Annotated in this window: 16 protein-coding genes; 4 read left to right on the plus strand and 12 right to left on the minus strand. The window is 55.9% G+C overall.

The genetic code is table 11. The annotated features are described in order from the left end of the window. Nucleotides 1–65 precede the first annotated feature (65 nt). The 12 genes from nuoJ to CJD38_RS17265 form a co-directional block, all read right to left on the minus strand. Nucleotides 66–554, minus strand: a complete 489-nt coding sequence (gene nuoJ, locus CJD38_RS17210) for an NADH-quinone oxidoreductase subunit J (protein WP_107941698.1) — start codon at nucleotides 552–554, stop codon at nucleotides 66–68. 31 nt (nucleotides 555–585) lie between these two features. After that, the gene (gene nuoI / locus CJD38_RS17215) at nucleotides 586–1125 is read right to left on the minus strand and encodes an NADH-quinone oxidoreductase subunit NuoI (protein ID WP_301331377.1); all 540 of its coding nucleotides are present in this window, start codon (nucleotides 1123–1125) and stop codon (nucleotides 586–588) included. Beyond that, the gene (gene nuoH / locus CJD38_RS17220; protein WP_107941700.1) at nucleotides 1122–2114 is read right to left on the minus strand and encodes an NADH-quinone oxidoreductase subunit NuoH; all 993 of its coding nucleotides are present in this window, start codon (nucleotides 2112–2114) and stop codon (nucleotides 1122–1124) included. The genes nuoI and nuoH overlap by 4 nt, the downstream gene beginning before the upstream one ends. Nucleotides 2115–2158: 44 nt before the next feature. Then, the gene (gene nuoG, locus CJD38_RS17225) at nucleotides 2159–4867 is read right to left on the minus strand and encodes an NADH-quinone oxidoreductase subunit NuoG (RefSeq protein WP_107941620.1); all 2709 of its coding nucleotides are present in this window, start codon (nucleotides 4865–4867) and stop codon (nucleotides 2159–2161) included. 14 nt (nucleotides 4868–4881) lie between these two features. Beyond that, complete coding sequence (nuoF, locus tag CJD38_RS17230) at nucleotides 4882–6201, minus strand: NADH-quinone oxidoreductase subunit NuoF (protein ID WP_107941621.1); 1320 nt, start codon at nucleotides 6199–6201, stop codon at nucleotides 4882–4884. After that, nucleotides 6198–6725 (minus strand): NADH-quinone oxidoreductase subunit NuoE, encoded by a 528-nt coding sequence (nuoE, locus tag CJD38_RS17235; RefSeq protein WP_107941622.1) that lies wholly within the window; start codon nucleotides 6723–6725, stop codon nucleotides 6198–6200. The genes nuoF and nuoE overlap by 4 nt, the downstream gene beginning before the upstream one ends. Further along, nucleotides 6712–8493: an NADH-quinone oxidoreductase subunit C/D gene (gene nuoC, locus CJD38_RS17240; protein WP_107941623.1), complete on the minus strand. Its 1782-nt coding sequence runs from the start codon at nucleotides 8491–8493 to the stop codon at nucleotides 6712–6714. Before nuoC ends, nuoE begins: the two co-directional genes overlap by 14 nt. Beyond that, nucleotides 8490–9158 (minus strand): NuoB/complex I 20 kDa subunit family protein, encoded by a 669-nt coding sequence (locus CJD38_RS17245; RefSeq protein WP_107941624.1) that lies wholly within the window; start codon nucleotides 9156–9158, stop codon nucleotides 8490–8492. Before CJD38_RS17245 ends, nuoC begins: the two co-directional genes overlap by 4 nt. 4 nt (nucleotides 9159–9162) lie before the next feature. Further along, nucleotides 9163–9504 (minus strand): NADH-quinone oxidoreductase subunit A, encoded by a 342-nt coding sequence (ndhC, locus tag CJD38_RS17250; protein ID WP_107941625.1) that lies wholly within the window; start codon nucleotides 9502–9504, stop codon nucleotides 9163–9165. 231 nt (nucleotides 9505–9735) lie between these two features. Further along, entirely contained in the window at nucleotides 9736–10782 is a 1047-nt protein-coding gene (locus CJD38_RS17255; RefSeq protein ID WP_240783710.1) for a succinylglutamate desuccinylase/aspartoacylase family protein, read from the minus strand. A gap of 94 nt (nucleotides 10783–10876) precedes the next feature. Then, nucleotides 10877–11782 (minus strand): 30S ribosomal protein S6--L-glutamate ligase, encoded by a 906-nt coding sequence (rimK, locus tag CJD38_RS17260; protein WP_107941627.1) that lies wholly within the window; start codon nucleotides 11780–11782, stop codon nucleotides 10877–10879. After that, complete coding sequence (locus CJD38_RS17265; RefSeq protein ID WP_107941628.1) at nucleotides 11779–12198, minus strand: ATP-dependent zinc protease family protein; 420 nt, start codon at nucleotides 12196–12198, stop codon at nucleotides 11779–11781. Before CJD38_RS17265 ends, rimK begins: the two co-directional genes overlap by 4 nt. A gap of 197 nt (nucleotides 12199–12395) precedes the next feature. On the opposite strand from CJD38_RS17265, the gene CJD38_RS17270 reads away from it, so the two are divergent. The 4 genes from CJD38_RS17270 (at nucleotide 12396) to CJD38_RS17285 (ending at nucleotide 15206) form a co-directional block, all read left to right on the plus strand. Then, complete coding sequence (locus CJD38_RS17270; RefSeq protein ID WP_107941629.1) at nucleotides 12396–12713, plus strand: Mpo1-like protein; 318 nt, start codon at nucleotides 12396–12398, stop codon at nucleotides 12711–12713. A gap of 94 nt (nucleotides 12714–12807) precedes the next feature. Continuing rightward, nucleotides 12808–13026 (plus strand): hypothetical protein, encoded by a 219-nt coding sequence (locus CJD38_RS17275; RefSeq protein WP_146166013.1) that lies wholly within the window; start codon nucleotides 12808–12810, stop codon nucleotides 13024–13026. A 171-nt stretch (nucleotides 13027–13197) separates the two neighbouring features. Then, nucleotides 13198–14709, plus strand: a complete 1512-nt coding sequence (locus CJD38_RS17280; protein ID WP_206363061.1) for a DNA-3-methyladenine glycosylase 2 family protein — start codon at nucleotides 13198–13200, stop codon at nucleotides 14707–14709. Next, nucleotides 14706–15206, plus strand: a complete 501-nt coding sequence (locus tag CJD38_RS17285) for a methylated-DNA--[protein]-cysteine S-methyltransferase (protein ID WP_107941632.1) — start codon at nucleotides 14706–14708, stop codon at nucleotides 15204–15206. Before CJD38_RS17280 ends, CJD38_RS17285 begins: the two co-directional genes overlap by 4 nt.

The raw sequence follows: 15206 nt of genomic DNA on the forward strand, positions 1-15206 counted from the left end.
CACGGCCATGGATGGCCGGGCCGGACGCAGCGCCATGGACGGCTCGTACGAAATTATTTAGTTTCTTATTCATGCTTGCCCAAATGATAAGCCGCAACCAGCGCACCCAAGAGCAGCATTGATGCCAATTCCACTGCGAGCAGATAAGGCCCGTACAACACGATGCCAACCTGCTTGGGGCTGATCGTAGTCGCACCGGCCATGTGTAAATCACTCGGCACTAATACATAGAGCAGCAGTCCGAGCAGTACCGACGACAACAACGCAGGCCCGATCCAGGCGCGTGGCGTCAGCCAAAGTTTTTCTTGCTGCACCACGGCTTCACCGAGGTTGAGCATCATCACCACGAATACAAACAACACCATGATGGCGCCGGCGTACACGATGATTTCCAGCGCACCCGCAAACGGCGCGCCGAGCGTGAAGAAAATCATGGCAACTGCAAACAGAGAGACCACTAAGTACAACAGCGCGTGCACGGGATTCTTTCCGGTAACAACTAGAAAGGTCGACAGCACAGCCACTGCAGCGGCAGCGTAGAAACAAATTTCGATAATGGTTGGCATCATGTTCTTGCGCTCCGCATCAAGGCAGCAGCGACTTGACGTCGACCGGCTTGGATTCGTTCTGCGCAGCGCCTTTGGGTTTGCCCGAAATCGACATGCCTGAGACGCGGTAGAAGTTGTAGTCGTGATATTTGCCGGGGCCGCTGATCAGGAGGTCTTCCTTCTCATAAACGAGATTCTGGCGGTTGTACTCGCAGATTTCGTAATCAGGCGTCAGCTGAATCGCGGTGGTCGGGCAAGCTTCTTCGCAAAGACCGCAGAAAATGCAGCGCGAGAAGTTGATACGGAAAAATTCAGGGTACCAACGGCCATCATCCCGCTCTGCTTTCTGCAGCGAGATACAACCAACCGGGCAAGCCACCGCGCAAAGGTTGCAAGCCACGCAACGCTCTTCGCCATCAGGATCGCGCGTCAACACAATGCGTCCGCGATAACGAGGTGGGATGTAAGGTTTTACTTCCGGGTACGGAATAACGTCGCGCTTGCGCCAGCTGTGGCTGAAGATCATCGCGATGCTTCTGAGCTGGGTATAAACGCCGTGAATGAGTCCCACGATCAAACTCCCGAATTCCAAAGCACTACCGCCGCCGTCAACAACAGATTGACGAGCGTCAGCGGCAGGCAGAATTTCCAGCCAGCAGCCATGATCTGGTCATAGCGTGGGCGCGGTAGCGCTGCGCGTACCAAAATGTAGCTGCACATAAATAAGAAGGTCTTAGCGCAGAACCAAACCAAGCCAAGGATTGGATACTGCTCAGCGCCCGGGCCATGCCAGCCGCCGAAGAACAGCGTCGTTGTCAGGCCTGACACCATCACGATGCCAACGTATTCGCTAACCATGAACATGCCGAACTTCATGCCGGAATATTCAGTGTGATAACCCTGCACCAGTTCTGATTCAGCTTCTGGCAAATCGAAAGGCGTACGGTGCGTCACTGCGAGTGCGGCAGGCACCCATGCAAGGAACGCGAGGAACTGTGGAATGACATTCCACATGCCAGCCTGCGCATTAACGATATCGCGCAAGCTGAATGAACCAGCCTGCATCACCACGCCCATCAGTGCGAGACCCATAAACACTTCGTAGCTGATTGTCTGTGCGGTCGAACGAATACCGCCGAGCAATGCGTACTTGCTGTTGCTAGACCAGCCACCAAGCATGACGGCGTAAACCGACAAGCCAGCAATTGCGAGGAAGAACAACACGCCGATATTGAGATCAGCAACGCCAAGTGTCGGAGAAAGCGGAATCACTGCGAAGCCGAGCATCATCATGCTCATCGCGATCACTGGCGCGATGATGAAGGTTGGTTTGTCGACAAACGACGGCACCCAATCTTCTTTGAAGAAAATCTTGAGCATGTCGGCAACCACTTGGCCGAGACCAAACGGACCCACACGATTCGGGCCATAACGATCCTGCCAGAGGCCGAGCAAGCGGCGCTCCAACCAAATCATGTAGGCAGCGACGATCACCATGATCAACAAGATCGCGAGTGTGGTGAGGGCGGTGAAAATAAACGGCAGCCATGGTTCCAGCCACGCCATGATCGGCGCGAACCACGCTTGCAGCTTGGCAAGGAATCCTGACATCAGTGTCCCCCGCTCACTTGTGCGATGGACTGCGAATTCAGCATCGGCAGTTCAACTAGACCCGCTGGCAAACCGACAACGCCTTGCGGCAAGGTTTTGCTGATCTGCGTTGGCAGCGTGACGCTCACGCCTTCAATCGTGACCGTTGCCTTGCCATTGATGCCGAGGCGCTGTGCATCGGCAGCATTGAAGACAACCGTTGCAGGTGCAGCACGATCCTGAATTGGTTTTGCGCGCGACGACAATTCTTCAGCGCCGAAGTGGCGATGCAACACGAGTGCACGCAGACCATTGGCCGAAGGTGCAAACGCAGCAGGAATATTCTTGAAGTAAGACGGCTGACCCGTGCCAGAAACAAACACGTGCACGCCAGCATCGCCACCGCGCATATGGCCGCCAACTTCCGTCTGGAATTTGTTCCAAGCCGATGGCGAGTTCCAACCTGGTGCCCATGCGTAAGGCACGAGCGCGGCAGGGCGATCCAACTTGCCGGTGCCGTTGTAGCCTTCCATCGAGAAGTTCAGCGGGTTGTCGATGTCTTGCGGCTGACGTGGTTCATGCACGCTGATGTTGGCGCGCATGGCAGTGCGTCCGCTGTAACGATGCGGTTCGCGTGCCATCTTCATGCCATTGACGCGGAACTTGGCGCTAGGCGCAGCTTCCGTGATCTTGGCCAACGCTGGCAGCGCAGCGGCGACAGCAGCAATCACATCATCAACAATCACCGCCGAAGCGGAGTTCTTCAGTTGAGACAACCAACGCCAAGCTTCCGTCGAAACGAAGTCTTTGTTGTAGTACGCCGAGTCGTAGACCTGATAGTGACGCTGCGCGCGGCCTTCCATGCTGACGAAAGTGCCGTCGCCTTCAAACACGCTGGCAGCAGGCAACACGATGTGCGCCTGTTCAGCCGTTGCCGTCATTTGATGATCGAGAACAATCAAGCTCTTCAGATCTTTCAGTGCTGCATCGACCTGCGCTTTTGGCGCGCGGCGGTACAAATCATTTTCCAACACGACCAGCGTGTCGGCTTCGCCAGCATTGAGTCGCTTGAACGCAGCATCAATATTGCCGGCATCCATCATCGACAGGCCGAGGCTGTTGGCTTCTGACAGTGCGAGTGAAATATTCACTGCTGAGCCTTTGCTCTTCAGCGCAGTCGCAATGTTCGCAGCCGCTTCAATCACGGCAGCCGATTGCGCGCCAACGCCAGAGACGATCAACGGGCGCTGTGCCTTGCCGAGTACATCTGCGATTTCTTTAGCGAGTGCCTGCGATGCAGCCGACAGACCATCAACCTTCGGCGCTGCGCCATCTAACAAATTGGCGATAGCAAAGCCGAGGCGCGCGATATCTTCTGGCGCAGCCTGCGCGGTTTTCTGTGCAACGTCGTCGAGACGCGTTACGTCAGTGCTGACGATGAACAGCGGGTTCTTCTGCTTCTGCACGAGGTCAGCAAGTGCAATCACCTGCCAATCCGGCACGTTCTTCTTAGCGCCGAGTTCCTGCATCTTGCCGCGTACTGACTGACGAATCGCCAGTGCCACGCGAGCTGCAGTGCTGGTGACGTCTTCACCGAGCACAAGAACCGCGTCAGCCTGTTCAATCTGTTCAATGCTTGCAGCAGCGACCGCACCACTACGCAATACATTGAGTACGGCTGCAGTGAGATCGTGTTCCAGCGACGACATGCCGCTGTAGAAATTTTCTGCGCCGACCAACTCGCGCAATGCGTAGTTGGACTCCACCGATGCACGCGGCGAACCAATGCCGAGCACCTTCTTGGCGTTGCGAATCATGCTGCCGGATTGCGCAAGCGCTTCGCCGTTTTCAATCAGGATGTGACGACCGCTATGACGCAGCAGCGGACGACGTGGGCGATCCTTGTTATTGGTATAGCCGTAACCAAAGCGACCGCGATCGCAGAGGAAGTAACCGTTCACTTCACCGTTGTAGCGATTTTCGATACGACGAATTTCGCCATAACGTTCGCCGGGAGAAATGTTGCAGCCGACTGCGCAACCGGTGCAGATGCTTGGCGCAAACTGCATGTCCCACTTACGGTTGTAACGCTCGGAGTGCGTCTTGTCGGTGAACACACCGGTTGGGCAAACCTCGGTGAGGTTGCCGGAGAATTCGCTTTCGAGCGTGCCTTCTTCTGCACGGCCGAAATAAACATTGCTTGCCGAACCAAACACGCCAAGATCGGTGCCGCCTGCGTAGTCCTTGTAATAACGGACGCAGCGGTAGCAAGAAATGCAGCGGTTCATCTCATGGCCAATGAACGGGCCGAGATCCTGATTATTGTGCGTGCGCTTGCTGAAGTTGTAGCTACGGCTGTGGTGGCCGGTCATCACCGTCATATCTTGAAGATGGCAGTGGCCACCTTCTTCGCAGACTGGGCAGTCGTGCGGGTGATTGGTCATCAAGAATTCAACAACAGCACCGCGGAACTGTTTGGACTCATCATCTGCAATCGAGATGTAGGTACCGTTGGCAGCAGGCGTCATACAAGACATGACGATGCGACCCATCTTGTCGTTCTCGTCCTTGTACTGCTTCACCGCGCATTGGCGGCAAGCGCCAACCGAACCAAGCGCCGGGTGCCAGCAGAAATAAGGAATATCGAGGCCCAGCGACAGGCAGGCCTGAAGCAGATTGTCTGCTCCGCTGACCTCATACTGCTTGCCGTCTACGTGTATCGTCGCCATGTATTTCTAACCTGTTATGCCGCAACTGGCGTTTTAGCGACGCCAGCTTCCGTTGGCGTTTTCGCAACGCCCGCTTCGAATTCAGAACGGAAGAATTTAAGGGCCGACTGCAGCGGCTCCATCGCGCCCGGTGCGTGCGCGCAGAACGTGCGGCCCGGACCCAAGTAACGCGTGAGACGCTCAAGCTGTGCGATGTCTTCTGCACGACCCTGACCGCGCTCCAGCGCCATCAGAATTTTCACGGACCACGGCAAACCATCGCGGCACGGTGTGCACCAGCCACAAGATTCGCGTGCAAAGAATTCTTCAAGATTGCGCACAACAGAAACCATGTTCTGCTTGTCATCAACCACCGTCAGCAAACCCGTGCCCATACGTGAGCCCGCTTGGCCGATGGTGTCGAAGTCCATCGCCAGATCCAGATGCTCAGGCATCAAGAAATCGGTTGATGCGCCGCCCGGCAACCAGCACTTGAGCTTGTAGCCGTCTTTCATGCCACCGCCGTGATCTTCGAGAATCTCACGTGCGCTGGTGCCAATCGGTAATTCATAAACGCCGGTGCGCTTGGCGCGACCGGAAACACCGTAAAGCTTGGTGCCGCCATCTTTCGATTTGCCTTGCGACAAACCACGGAACCATTCAGAGCCATTCACCAAAATCGCAGGCACGTTGCACAGCGACTCGACGTTATTAACGACTGTCGGACGGCCCCACAAACCAGAGATCTGCGGGAACGGTGGCTTGGCGCGCGGATTGGCGCGACGGCCTTCGAGTGAATTGATCAGTGCGGTTTCTTCGCCGCAGATATAACGACCTGCGCCGGTGTGCACGAAGCAGTCGTAATCCCAACCGCTGCCAAGAATATTTTTGCCGAGCAAACCAGCAGCGCGCGCTTCAGCGAGCGCCTTGTTCAAACGCTCTGCTGCAACAACGTATTCGCCGCGTAAGAAGATGTAACCAGTGCAAGCGCCAACAGCGAATGCCGTAACGATCATCGCTTCGACGAGCTGGTGCGGCGCACCTTCCATCAACAGACGATCTTTAAACGTGCCGGGTTCCATTTCGTCTGCGTTGCAGACGACGTACTTGGCGCCAGAGTCTGGGCCCATTGGCACCAACGACCACTTCACGCCAGTAGGGAAACCCGCACCACCGCGACCGCGGAGGTTTGCTTCTTTAACTTTGGATTGCACTTCTTGCGGCTTGAGATCTTTGACCGCCGTACGCAGCGCGACATAACCGCCGCTTGCTTCATACGCTTTGAGATCCTGCGGCTGCGCGAGATTGACGCGCGCCGTCAGCGGCTTTACTAACAGGTCTTGTTCCAGACTCATGCGTACTTCTCCAAGAGTGTGGAAATGCCCTGCGGGGTGAGATCACCGTGCAAGTCGTCGTCGATCATCATCGTCGGGCCTTTGTCGCAAGCGCCAAGGCAGCAGATCGGCAACAGCGTGAAGCGGTTGTCGGTCGTGGTCTGGCCCATACCGATGCCGAGATTTTTTTCGAGCGAGGTTTTGATTTCTTCGTAACCGGTGAGGAAGCAAGAAATGCTGTCGCACACTTTGATTACGTGACGTCCAACTGGACGGCGATAGATCAGGCTGTAGAACGTCGCAACGCCTTCCAATTCTGCAGCGGAGATGCCGATCATTTCGGCAATCGGCGCAATCGCTTCATCCGGCACCCAGCCACGATGTTGCTGCACGATCTTCAGTGCACCAATGCTCGCAGCGCGGCCATCAGGATAGTGACCGAGCTCGTGCTCGATTTCGTGGCGCTCGGTCTCCGTCAACGCAAAAGGCTGTGCCTTTGGCAGATCAGAGAGCTTCACGGTTGAGTTTGAGTTAGCGGTCGACATCGGCCATCACGAAGTCAATAGAAGCGATGTAGGCAATAAGGTCCGGAATCATGGCGCCCTTAATCACCGACGGAATTTGCTGCAAATGTGCGAACGACGGCGTACGGATGTGCGTGCGGTAGCTCATCGTGCTGCCATCGCTGATCAGGTGATAGCTGTTGATGCCTTTAGTGGCTTCAATCATCTGGCTTGATTCGCCAGCCGGCATCACCGGACCCCACGACACGCCGAGAAAGTGCGTGATCAACGTTTCAATATCTTGCAGCGTGCGTTCTTTCGGTGGCGGGCAGGTCAATGGATGATCTGCTTTGTACGGGCCAGCCGGCATGTTTTCGAGGCACTGCTTGATGATGCGAATGCTCTGGCGCATTTCTTCAACGCGCACAACGCAACGATCGTAAACGTCGCCGCCGGTTGCTGTCGGCACTTCAAAATCAAAATTCTCGTAGCCGGAATACGGACGTGCTTTACGCAGATCGAAGTCGCTGCCGGTAGCGCGCAGGCCTGGGCCGGTGACGCCCCACTCCAACGCATCTGCGGTGTTGTACTTGGCAACGCCACGCGAACGCATTTTGAGAATGCTGTTTTCGAGTGCGGCCTTCTGGTATTCGTCGAGACGCTTCGGCAGGTACTCCACGAAGTCGCGCACCAAACGATCCCAACCCTGCGGCAGATCGTGTGCAACGCCGCCGATGCGGAACCATGCCGGGTGCATACGGAAGCCAGTGATGGCTTCGATCACGTCATACGCTTTCTGACGATCAACGAACATGAAGAACACCGGCGACATTGCGCCAACGTCCTGACAGTAAGTGCCGTAATACAGAAGATGTGAAGTGATACGGAAGAATTCGCAAAGCATGATGCGGATGGTTTTGACGCGATCCGGAACTTCGATGCCTGCGAGTTTTTCCACTGCCAAGATATACGGCAGGTTGTTCATCACGCCGCCGAGATAATCGATGCGGTCGGTGTAAGGAATAAACGTGTGCCAGCTCTGACGTTCGCCCATCTTTTCAGCGCCACGATGGTGGTAGCCGATGTCTGGCACGCAGTCGACGATCTCTTCACCATCAAGCTGCAACACGAGACGGAACGCGCCGTGAGCCGAAGGATGGTTAGGACCGAGGTTGAGGAACATGAAGTCCTCTTCTGCGGTGCCGCGCTTCATGCCCCATTCTTCTGGGTTGAAACGCAGGGCTTCCTGCTCCATGTCCTGCTTGGCGACAGTCAGTGCAAACGGATCAAACTCAGTCGCACGCGCTGGATATTCCTTGCGCAGCGGATGGCCCTGCCAAGTACGCGGCAGCATGATGCGTTGCAGATTCGGGTGACCATTAAAGGTGATGCCGAACAAATCCCAAACTTCGCGCTCGTACCAATTGGCGTTCTGATAAATGCCAACGATGCTGGGCAGCGATGGATAATCGCCGGTCAGCGCGACTTTCAGACGAATGTCAGCGTTACGCTCAATCGACAGCAGTTGATAAACCACTGTGAAGTCTGCCGCTGGCAGACCAAAACGATTCTTGCGCAAGCGCTCGTCCACGGCCGTGAGGTCGTAGAGCATCTTGAACGGACGTGAGATGGTGTTCTTGAGATAACGCAGCACTTCGCCGAGACGCGACTGATCAACCCAGAGGGTCGGTACGCGATCAACAGTGTTCTGCAAAACAAAAGGACTTTCGCCAAAACGGGAAAAGAGCTCGCGCACGATCTCGTGCGGAGTACCCTTATCAGCGTGGGGTGCGTTGCCGTCTGCGGTCATACTGAATCCGGCGTCCGAAGTTTGGTCACTGCCATGCGCTCTTCGCGATGCTTATCGCGCTGCGACGGCATGTTGGCTTTGTAGACGCCTTGATCGCCGATCACCCACGACAGTGGGCGACGTTCTTTACCAATTGCATCTTGCAACAGCATCAAGCCCTGCAAAAATGCTTCAGGACGTGGTGGGCAGCCGGGAATATAAACATCGACCGGCAGGAATTTATCAACGCCCTGCACCACCGAATAAATGTCGTACATGCCGCCCGAGTTGGCGCATGAACCCATGCTGATCACCCACTTGGGTTCCAACATCTGCTCGTACAAGCGCTGCACAACCGGTGCCATTTTCTGGAAGCAGGTTCCGGCGATCACGATCACGTCGGCCTGACGTGGTGACGCGCGAATCACTTCTGAGCCAAAACGCGCGAGATCGTGCGTTGGCGTAAATGCTGTCGCCATTTCGACGTAACAGCAGGACAGGCCGAAGTTGTACGGCCAGATTGAATTTTTGCGGCCCCAGTTCACGGTGCCTTTCAACATATCTTCGAGCTTGCCGAGGAAGATGCTGCGATGCATCTGGTCTTCCATCGGGTCACGTACCGGCTCGCGCTGTTCCTGCGGGTAGCGCGGGCCATCGGTGTCGATGCGGGTAAGGGTGTATTCCATAGGATTACTTCGTCTCGGACTGCTGCTGCTGCTTCAGACGCTTGCGCGAATCTGGCGCCCACTCAAGCGCACCAATGCGCCAGAGATAGACCAAGCCAGCAAGCAAGATCGTGATAAAGATGACTGCCTCAGCAAAGCCGGCCCAGCCCGCTTCTTTTACCGAGACGGCCCAAGCGTAGAGAAACAGCGCTTCGGCATCGAAAATTACAAAAAACATGGCGACCAGATAAAACTTGGCGGACATGCGCATACGCGCACTACCCACGCCAACGACGCCGGATTCAAAAGGTTCTTCTTTGGCGCGGCCTCTAGCACGGCCGCCGAGCAACCACGACATCCCAATCATCAATCCGCAGATACCAAAAACGCAGATGACATAGAACGCGAGGCTAAAGAGGTTTAGCGTGTCCCCCACGGGAACATCTCCTTCAAAGGAATTAGCATAGTTTAACGAATCGGATCGCAAATCAGCTATTCGTTTAATTATGTTTACACCCTTGACGCGAGCTTAATCTGACGGTGCAACTCGCTTTTTCAGAGGCCATTTGCGAGTCACTCTCATTTGGGCCGCCTTATCTCAGACTATGGGGGGCTCTTCCACTTCCCACATGCTGATCTCAGCTCGCAACAAACGCACGGCTTGAGCGGCGGCCTCAGGGTCTTCGAACCTTGCGACATGGAACAGCGCATCACCTTCGTTGACCAATGGCAGCTTGAGGCGGCCGATGACAATACCTTCGGCACCACTAACGACCGGCGTCTCCAGTTCTCCGAAGGGTTCGCCAACCACACCAAGCACTTGCCCCACACGCACCAGCTCGCCCAACTTCGTCTGCGCTCGCAGAATTCCACTGGCTGGCGACCGCACCCAGGCGCTGGATCGAGCCACAACGGAAGCCACTGTTCGCGAAGGCTCTGCGCTGACACGCGAAACCATGCCGAGCTCTGCCATCACATTCATCACGCCCTGCACACCGATGCGAATGCACTGCTCATCAAACCGCAGCGCCTCGCTGGACTCATATAAAAGGACCGGAACGCCCTTCTTCGTCGTGTGCTCACGCAGCGTGCCTTTGGTAGGCGTGGAATTGAGCATCAGCGGCACGCCGAAAACATGGGCAAGACGCAGCGTCTCTGGATTGCTCAAATCTGCACGAATCTGCGGCAAGTTGGGGCGATGAATCGCGCCCGTGTGCAAGTCGATCCCGTAAGCACTTTTGCCGACAACCTCTTTCAAGAATAGATTGGCGAGCCGAGCCGCCAAGGAGCCGGTTTCGCTACCCGGGAAGCTGCGATTGAGATCGCGGCGGTCCGGCAGATAACGCGATTGCTGCAGAAACGCCGGCACATTCACCACCGGCACCGCCAGGATCGTGCCGCACAATTCATCGCGCTCACGCAGTTCGCGCAGACGCAACAGGCGGCGAATGATTTCGACACCAATGATTTCGTCACCATGCAAAGCCGCGCTGACAAACATCACCGGCCCCGGCTTTTTGCCACGCACCACGCGCACCGGCAGGGTCACCGGCGTATTGGTGTAGGTGTTGGCAACAGGGATATGAACGATGCGACTTTCGCCAGGAGCGATGCGTTGACCTGCGATTTCGAAGGGCTCGGTCACTATTGGTCTTGTTGGTGATTCCACGTCTGCCATCCTCGGCGCAACTTCATATCAACATGTATTGCCGCGAGCAGTGCTCGCGAAGCGCGACGCCTTACCCAGTACCCCGAGTTTTGGTCTTACCCGGCGCGGCATTGTTCTCAATAAACTCAATAATCTGATCCGCAATATCAATGCCACTCGCGGCTTCGATACCTTCAAGACCTGGCGAAGAGTTGACCTCTAAGACCTGCGGGCCTTTGTCAGTGCGCAGCAAATCGACGCCAGCGACATTGAGACCCATGATTTTTGCAGCGCGAATTGCCGTGCTGCGTTCCTTGGCAGTGATCTCAACCGCACTGGCCGTGCCCCCGCGGTGAAGATTGGAGCGGAACTCGCCCGGCGTGGCCTGACGCTTCATCGCGGCCACCACTTTGTCGCCAATCACAAAGCAACGCAGATCACTGCCGCGCGCTTCTTCAATGAATTGCTGCACCAAGAAGTAAGCGTCGAGATTTCGGAAAGCCTCGATCACCGACTCCGCCGCCTTATCGGTTTCACAAAGCACAACGCCAACACCCTGCGTGCCTTCGGTGAGTTTGACCACCATCGGCGCGCCGCCGACGAGGTTGATCAAATCTCGTGTGTCATCTGGTGAATGGGCGAAACCCGTCACCGGCAAGCCTACGCCTTTGCGCGCCAACAACTGCAGCGCTCGCAACTTGTCGCGCGAACGCGAGATCGCGACGGATTCATTCAGAGAATAGACGCCCATCATTTCAAACTGACGAACAACGGCCGTTCCGTAAAAAGTGACAGACGCGCCGATGCGCGGAATCACCGCATCAAAGGTCGGCAAGCGCTTGCCGCGGTAATGCACCTGCGGATCGTGTGGCGCAATATTCATATAGCAACGCAGCACATCAATGGTCTGCACCTGATGGCCGCGTGCTTCGGCGGCTTCGATCAAACGTCGAGTCGAGTACAGATTTTTATTGCGCGAGAGCATCGCAATTTTCATTTTCGCTTACCCATCAAGAATGACGCGGCGGGATCAACCACATAGCGATCTTCCAGCGCCGTGCGTCCAAGCAGCATACGAAAAAGCATGTTGTCACGTGCGGTCAGTGTCACTTCAATTTGCCAACGATGCGGGCCGAGAATCAGCGGCGTGTGGATCACCGGTCGCAGTTCGCGATGACCACCCGAATCCGACACCCAACGCTCATCAATCAACTCCGCCTCGCACCAGATTTCTTCCGTCGATTTTTGCAGCGGCCGCACCGCAAAGCGCACGCGCTTCGGCGATGGCCGCTCAATCCGAACCGCATGGATCGCCGAAGTCCGTGCGCCGGTATCGACCTTGGCCTTGATTTGCCGAATACCCAATCCCGGCAAAGACACCCACTCACGCCAGCCGAGTGCAGGCAGCACCATGGCAACCTTGGTACTCCGCTTAGCCTTCAAAGGCCGCTCCCCCGCTTTGATTTTTATCGGCATGCGCTTTGTTTTTTATTATTGATTAATATTTAATTAAAAACACTTTTAAAACAATCGAGCCGTGAGCCAGATTTCCTGCCATCGCAGCAGCCATCGACTCCTATAATGAGTCCATCAGCCAGCCGGAGCCCATCATGACCGCCGCAGCCAAACCAACTTTCAACAGCTTCTCCGATTTCTACCCCTACTACCTCGAAGAACACGCCAACCGCACCTGCCGCCGCCTGCACTTCATCGGCACCACGCTGGTCATTCTGACGGCACTTTACGCGGTTTTCACCGCTAGCTGGGCTGCACTTTGGTTGCTCCCCGTTGTCGGCTACGGCTTTGCTTGGGTCGGCCATTTTTACTTCGAACACAACCGCCCCGCGACCTTCCAACATCCCTTCTACAGCTTCGCTGGGGACTTTGTGATGTACAAGGACATTCTTACGGGGAAGATTGCGTTTTAAGGATAGTAAAACGCTGCTGGAGCTAAGCGTGAAACAACTAGCGCTAATCGTCACTACGTTATGCATTGCAGCCTTCGTTACAGGATGCGTCACCATGACTGATCCAGTATCGATGGGAGAAAACCGCTATCTGGTCACTCTCAATGCTCGCGGTGGATTCCAAAGTGACGGAGAGTTACTTTCGCGCAGCATTACTAAGGCGAATGAGTTTTGCCAAGCCAAAGGACTGCGCGCTGAAATCGCTGATACGAAAAACACTGGAGTCCAGATGTGGACGCCACAAAACAACCAAGTCATCTTTTCGTGCATCTAACGCTTAACCCTTAGATTGAGCCCGTAGGCTGGGTTGAAGCGTAGCGAAACCCAGCATCTATCTAACCAACGGCACATGCTGGGTTGATGAAGCCAACCCAGCCTACGACACGCCAAACCACGTGTCCGAAAACGGCTAGTCACGGCCATCAGCCTGCGTATCATGCAGGCCATGTCACTCGATACGCAGACGCCGCAAGCCGACACTTACTACCTAGCCCTGACGGCTCGGGACGCGCGCTTTGACGGCTGTTTTTTTATTGGCGTGACCTCCACCGGCATTTACTGCCGCCCGGTTTGCAAAGTCCGCACGCCCAAGCGCGAAAACTGCCGCTTCTATACGCATGCAGCACAAGCGGAGAGCGCGGGCTTTAGACCTTGTCTGCGTTGCCGCCCAGAACTCGCGCCTTACTCGCTCACTTGGTCCACACAAGACGCCAGCACGATCCTCGCGCAGCAAGCAGCGCGCTTGCTAGATGAATCGCAGGGCTGGGGCGAGGCCGCACCTTCCGTACAAAAGCTCGCCCAGAAACTTGGCGTGACGGATCGCCATGTACGTCGCATTTTCGAAGCGCAGTTCGGCGTAACGCCGATGCAGTATTTGCAGACACGCCGTTTGCTCACCGCCAAACAATTACTGGCCGATACCAATCTGCCAATCACACAAATTGCACTTATCAGCGGCTACGCCAGCGTGCGGCGCTTCAACGCTGCATTCGCGCAGCACTACAAACTGAATCCAACACAACTACGCCGCGATGGCGCCAATCAAACCAGTGGCGACGGCACTCTGGTGCGCCTTGGCTATCGCCCACCGTATGACGTCCACGCGATGTTGGCTTTTCTAAAAACGCGACGCATCAATGACGTCGAGTTTGTCGCCAACACCGCAGATGACCTGCGCGTCGGTCGCACGCTGCGACTTGAAGCGAACGGCAACATCGCGAGCGGTTGGATCATGAGCAGCTTTGATCCAGTGCAACATCAGGTGCTGCTGCGCGTCAGTGATTCCCTGCGCAGCGTTTTGCCTGCGGTGATTTCAAAGCTACGCGCTGCGTTGGATCTCGACGCCAATCCGCAAACCATCAATGCCGTCTTGCATGACAGCTTCCCGAACGATGATGGCCTACGCGTGCCGGGCACAATGGATGGTTATGAACTTGCTGTACGCGCTGTGCTCGGACAGCAAATCACCGTTGCTGCGGCCCGCACCTTGGCGCAGCGCATCGTCGATAAGTTTGGCGAACCGATTGAAACGCCATACCCAGAAATGACGCGCCTGTTCCCTGCGCCTGCCGTGCTCGCACAAGCCGAAGGCGATGCACTCGGACAACTCGGCATCGTCAAACAAAGACAAGCCGCGATTGTTGGTATTGCGCGCGCTGTAGCGGAAAAACGCATCGCGCTTCATAGCGGAGTTGATGTGCCCGCAACCATTGAAGCCCTGAAAGAATTACCAGGCATCGGCGACTGGACCGCGCAATACATCGCGATGCGCGCGCTGCGTTGGCCTGATGCATTTCCCGCAGGCGATATCGCACTTCACAAAGCGCTAAACGTGAAGGAAGAAAAAAATCCAACCCGTGCAGCCGAAGCTGCATCGCAAATCTGGAAACCCTGGCGCAGTTACGCCGTCATTCGCGCATGGAATGGACTCAGCGCCACCAAGAAGGAACCGTCATGAAATTCGATCCCTCAATTGTTCAGACTCGTTACGAAAGCCCACTCGGCCCGATGATTGTCGCGGCGACGAGCAAAGGTTTGGCGGGACTTTGGTTTGATGGCCAACGTCATCTGCCGAACACGCTGGACTGGCCGCACGATGCAAATCATCCAGTGCTGATCAAAGCCGTGAAGCAATTGCGCGAGTACTACGATGGCAAGCGCACAAACTTTGATTTGCCGCTTGATCTGCAAGGCGGCACCGAGTTCCAGCAATCGGTGTGGCAGGCGCTATTGAAGATTCGCAGCGGCGAGACGACGAGCTACGGACAACTCAGCAAATCCATCGGCAAACCAGCGGCCGTACGCGCGGTGGGTTCAGCCGTCGGCCGCAATCCAGTCAGCGTAATCGTGCCTTGTCACCGCGTCGTCGGCGGTGATGGCTCACTCACCGGTTACGCGGGTGGACTTGATCGCAAAACGGCGTTGCTCAAACTCGAAGGCGCAACGCTTTTGTAG

Origin of the sequence: Stenotrophobium rhamnosiphilum, from assembly GCF_003052265.1 — a bacterium.
Lineage (GTDB): Bacteria > Pseudomonadota > Gammaproteobacteria > Nevskiales > Nevskiaceae > Stenotrophobium > Stenotrophobium rhamnosiphilum.

Coding starts and splice junctions, on each gene's coding strand:
- nuoH (WP_107941700.1), bottom strand. CDS start 2,114: ATGGCGTGGCTGGAACCATGGCTGCCGTTTATTTTCACCGCCCTCACC.
- nuoG (WP_107941620.1), bottom strand. CDS start 4,867: ATGGCGACGATACACGTAGACGGCAAGCAGTATGAGGTCAGCGGAGCA.
- nuoF (WP_107941621.1), bottom strand. CDS start 6,201: ATGAGTCTGGAACAAGACCTGTTAGTAAAGCCGCTGACGGCGCGCGTC.
- nuoE (WP_107941622.1), bottom strand. CDS start 6,725: ATGTCGACCGCTAACTCAAACTCAACCGTGAAGCTCTCTGATCTGCCA.
- nuoC (WP_107941623.1), bottom strand. CDS start 8,493: ATGACCGCAGACGGCAACGCACCCCACGCTGATAAGGGTACTCCGCAC.
- CJD38_RS17245 (WP_107941624.1), bottom strand. CDS start 9,158: ATGGAATACACCCTTACCCGCATCGACACCGATGGCCCGCGCTACCCG.
- ndhC (WP_107941625.1), bottom strand. CDS start 9,504: ATGATTGGGATGTCGTGGTTGCTCGGCGGCCGTGCTAGAGGCCGCGCC.
- rimK (WP_107941627.1), bottom strand. CDS start 11,782: ATGAAAATTGCGATGCTCTCGCGCAATAAAAATCTGTACTCGACTCGA.
- CJD38_RS17265 (WP_107941628.1), bottom strand. CDS start 12,198: ATGGTGCTGCCTGCACTCGGCTGGCGTGAGTGGGTGTCTTTGCCGGGA.
- CJD38_RS17270 (WP_107941629.1), top strand. CDS start 12,396: ATGACCGCCGCAGCCAAACCAACTTTCAACAGCTTCTCCGATTTCTAC.
- CJD38_RS17275 (WP_146166013.1), top strand. CDS start 12,808: ATGACTGATCCAGTATCGATGGGAGAAAACCGCTATCTGGTCACTCTC.
- CJD38_RS17280 (WP_206363061.1), top strand. CDS start 13,198: ATGTCACTCGATACGCAGACGCCGCAAGCCGACACTTACTACCTAGCC.
- CJD38_RS17285 (WP_107941632.1), top strand. CDS start 14,706: ATGAAATTCGATCCCTCAATTGTTCAGACTCGTTACGAAAGCCCACTC.